1 protein-coding gene is annotated in these 1,689 nt (G+C 74.0%); it reads left to right on the forward strand.

Annotation, left to right across the window (positions count from 1 at the left end):
• A partial coding sequence (locus GTW08_RS04670) for a lipopolysaccharide biosynthesis protein (RefSeq protein ID WP_161151458.1) occupies nt 1-1,532 on the forward strand: 1,532 nt, incomplete at its 5' end.
• Nucleotides 1,533-1,689: the final 157 nt, after the last annotated feature.

A 1,689-nucleotide genomic window follows, 5' to 3' on the forward strand; every position in this document is an offset into this window, starting at 1 on the left:
GTCCCCGCCCCGCCGCGGGTACGGCCGGTCCCGGCCCCGTCCCCGGACCGCAGGCGGCGGGCGTCGATCCGGACGCCCCGACCCAGCGTCTCGCCACCGCCCACGCCCGGGCGCACTCGCGCCGCAACGCCGAGCAGCACACCGAGTACCTCCCGCCGCTGGTCGGGTTGCGCGGGCCCGGCGAGAACCCGCCGACCCCGCCGCCCACCCGACCACCCGGACCGGGCGGTGGCGACGGCGGTGACGACGGCGAGCAGGTCCCGGACCGCAACGGCGGCATCGGCGACGGCATCGCCCTGACCCTGTGCTCGGGCTTCGGCTCGGTCGCCGGGTTGCTCGGCGTGCTGATCGCGACCCGGCTCATGCCCCAGGCCGAGGTCGGCCGGGCCTCGGAGTTCGTGTCGGCCTTCCAGCTGATCGGCGGCGTCGCCCAGCTGAACCTGGGGCTGGCGTTGCTGCGCTGGCTCCCCGGGGCCGGCCGCAGGTCGGTCCGGCTCACCTTCGGCTCGCTGCTGCTGATCATGCCGCTGTCCGGGCTGATCGGCCTGATCTACGGCACGCTCGTGCCCCGGGTCGCGGAGGCCGCGGGTGGCGGATCGTTCGGCTGGGGCCTGGTCGTCCTGGTCCTGACCTGCGCCGGCTGGTGCGTGTTCGTCGTCCACGACTTCGTCATGGTCGCCATCGGGCGGCCGTGGGTGGCGGTGTGGCGCAACGGCACCTTCGCCGTGACCCGGATCGTGCTGCTGCTGGCACTGGGCAGCACGCTCGCCTCCGAGGCACTGGTGCTGTCCTGGGCGATCCCGGTCGTGCTATGGATCGCCGCGGGCACCGTGCTGCTCTGGTTCATGGTGCGGCGCTTCGCCCGCGCCGGTGGGCCGGGCACGCTGCCGTCGCGCCCGGAGATGATCGCGTTCCTGGCGCCGACCGCGCTGGCGCAGTGCGGCAACGCGCTGCTCTACAACCAGGTCCCGCTGTTCGCGAACTTCCGGATGGGCAACGAGATCGGCGCGGTCTTCTTCATCTGCTGGCAGGCGGTGACCGTCATCGACCTGGCCGCGACGTTCTTCACCAACTCGCTGACCGTGCAGACCGCCCGGGAGCCGCACCGCGCCGAGGAGTTCGCCCGCGTCGCCCGGCGCCGGATGCTCCTGCTGTTCGTCCCCGCGCTCGGGCTCGGGGCGGCACTGGGCTACCCGGTGCTGTCGCTGCTCGGTGAGGGCTACGCGCCCGGCGCCCCGGCGCTGGCCGTGCTCATGGGCGGCCTGTTCTTCCGGCTGATCGTCGTGTTCGAGCTCGCCCGCCGCCAGGCCGACGGCGACGGAATGGGCTACGCGAAGATCCAGCTGCTCAACACCGGCCTGGTCGTGGTCTTCGCCGGTCTGGTCCCGCTGCCGGACCCCGGAACCGCATCGGTCAGCATGACCATGCTGCCGGTCGTCCTCGGCTACGTCGGCGCGCAGATCCTCTGCGCACTGGCACTCAGATTCGTCCCGGCGTGGAACCGCCGGAGCACACCGGAGGTGAAGTCGTGACGTCGGAGACCCGCCGGACGGGCGGCCCCGACCCGTCCACCCGCGGCCACCGCGGCGAGGAGCCCGCCGTCGCGCGGACCCGCGTCGCGGAGGAGAGCGCGAGCGAGCGGACCCAGTTCGTCACGCCGCCCGGCCCGGACTCGCCGACCACGGCCGT

Origin of the sequence: Pseudonocardia sp. SID8383 (assembly GCF_009864975.1) — a bacterium.
GTDB lineage: Bacteria > Actinomycetota > Actinomycetes > Mycobacteriales > Pseudonocardiaceae > Pseudonocardia > Pseudonocardia alni.